This window comes from Pedococcus sp. NPDC057267, from assembly GCF_042668795.1.
Classification (GTDB): Bacteria; Actinomycetota; Actinomycetes; order Actinomycetales; family Dermatophilaceae; genus Pedococcus.
The window spans coordinates 1-1,569 of the sequence record NZ_JBHUYG010000186.1; the positions used below are offsets into that span (position 1 = coordinate 1).

The window sequence follows — 1,569 nt, forward strand, 5'->3', positions numbered from 1 at the left end:
CCGACCGTCCCGTGAGCTCCGTCATCCATCCCGCTGGCCTGCCCATCGACACCTCCACGATCGAGGTGTTGCGACGACCGCTTGAGTCCGCCCTGCACGCCGCGGTCGGAGTGATGGACCAGCCCGGCCAAGCCGTGTCCTTCGTGCCTACGCTGCCAGATGGCCTGCTCCAGGGCGTCCAAGGCGAGGTCGGAACGCAGAGTGGACGACACCCGCCAGCCAACGATCCGGCGCGAGTACAGGTCCATGACGAACGCGACGTACACGAACCCGGCCCAGGTCGGCACGTAGGTGATGTCGGCGACCCACCGGGTGTCCGGGGCAGCAGCGGTGAAGTCCCGTTTGAGCTGGTCCTCGGGCCGGGTGTCCCTGCCGGGGATGGTGGTGCGGGGCCGCTTGTGGTCTCCGGCGGTCGCGCCGCGCAGCCCCAAGGCCCGCATCCTCCGCTCCACGGTGCACCGCGGCACCGGGTCGTACCGGCCGCCCGTCGACCCGCCGGCCTCGTCGATGCGCTCTTGGCGGTTCAACGCCTTCCACATCTTGCGGACCCCGTACACCCGGTAGTTGGCCTCGAAGAGCACCGTGATCCGCTCATCAAGGGCGGCGTCGGTGATCGTTCGCCTCGACGGTGACCGGCCATGGTGGGCGTAGTAGGTGCTCGGGGCGATCTTGGCGCCGGCCTCGGTGAGGACGGTGCAGATCGGCTCGACCCCGAACTGGTCCTTGTGCGCGTCGACGTACGCGATCAGCGTGTGGGTGGGCGGTCGAGCTCCGCCGCGAAGAAAGCCGACGCGCTCTTCAAGATCGCGTTCGCCCGTCGCAGCTCACGGTTTTCCCGCTCCAGCTCCACGAGCCGGGCATTCGGATCCGGCGGAGGTTCCAAGGGACCCGACGGACTCCTAGACGGGTCACGGAACCAGTTCCGCAACGTGGCCCCCGGGATCCCCAGCTGCTCACCCACCTGCTGACAGGCACGCTTGTGCGCCATCCCAGGATTGTCCTTCAACGTCTCGTTCACCATCCGAACCGCGCGCTCACGCAGCTCGTCGCTGTACTTCCTCGGTGCGGGCATGACTCCAGCCTCCCTGAAGAGGTCGGGACCCTCCACCAAAACCGGGGCGGTTCAATGCGACCGGTCCGCCAACCCGGCCACACCCTCGCTCAGATACCGGCCCACCCACCGCCACAGCGTGACCCGGTGAACCCCAGCCGCCGCGGCCACCACCGCCACATCACCACCAGCCAGAACCGCCCGGACCGCGTCCAGACGCTGCTCGACCACCGACAAGACAACCAGTGCCAATCCCGGCCTCCCCGCTCCAGGACGCCCCACGGACGACGTCCCGACACAGGCTGCCGACTCCACCCCGGTTGCACATCACCTGACGCACACACGTTGCACATCACCCGACGGAGCACAGCCGAGCATTGGTGCTATTGGTGAGGAGTTTCTTTACTGGTTTAAACGCGGCTTCGCCGCGGCCGGGGGGGGGCGGCGGCGGCGGGCCCCGGCCGGCGCCGGGCGGGCGGGGGCGGGGGGGGGGGGGGGCCGGCTCGGGGCCGGCTCGG

At 69.5% G+C, this 1,569-nt stretch carries 3 protein-coding genes and 1 other annotated feature; all 3 genes read right to left on the bottom strand.

What is annotated here, in order from left to right; translation table 11 throughout:
• The coding region (locus ACFUC1_RS20545) for an IS3 family transposase (RefSeq protein ID WP_379123170.1) at window positions 1-749 on the bottom strand (749 nt) is incomplete at its 3' end.
• Window positions 660-788: a sequence feature (AL1L pseudoknot), on the bottom strand. (Overlaps the previous gene by 90 nt.)
• Entirely contained in the window at window positions 746-1,072 is a 327-nt protein-coding gene (locus tag ACFUC1_RS20550; protein WP_379123166.1) for a transposase, read from the bottom strand. Its footprint overlaps the feature before it by 43 nt. The genes ACFUC1_RS20550 and ACFUC1_RS20545, both read right to left, overlap by 4 nt.
• A gap of 51 nt (window positions 1,073-1,123) precedes the next feature.
• Window positions 1,124-1,366, bottom strand: a complete 243-nt coding sequence (locus tag ACFUC1_RS20555; RefSeq protein ID WP_379123168.1) for a helix-turn-helix domain-containing protein — start codon at window positions 1,364-1,366, stop codon at window positions 1,124-1,126.
• Window positions 1,367-1,569: the final 203 nt, after the last annotated feature.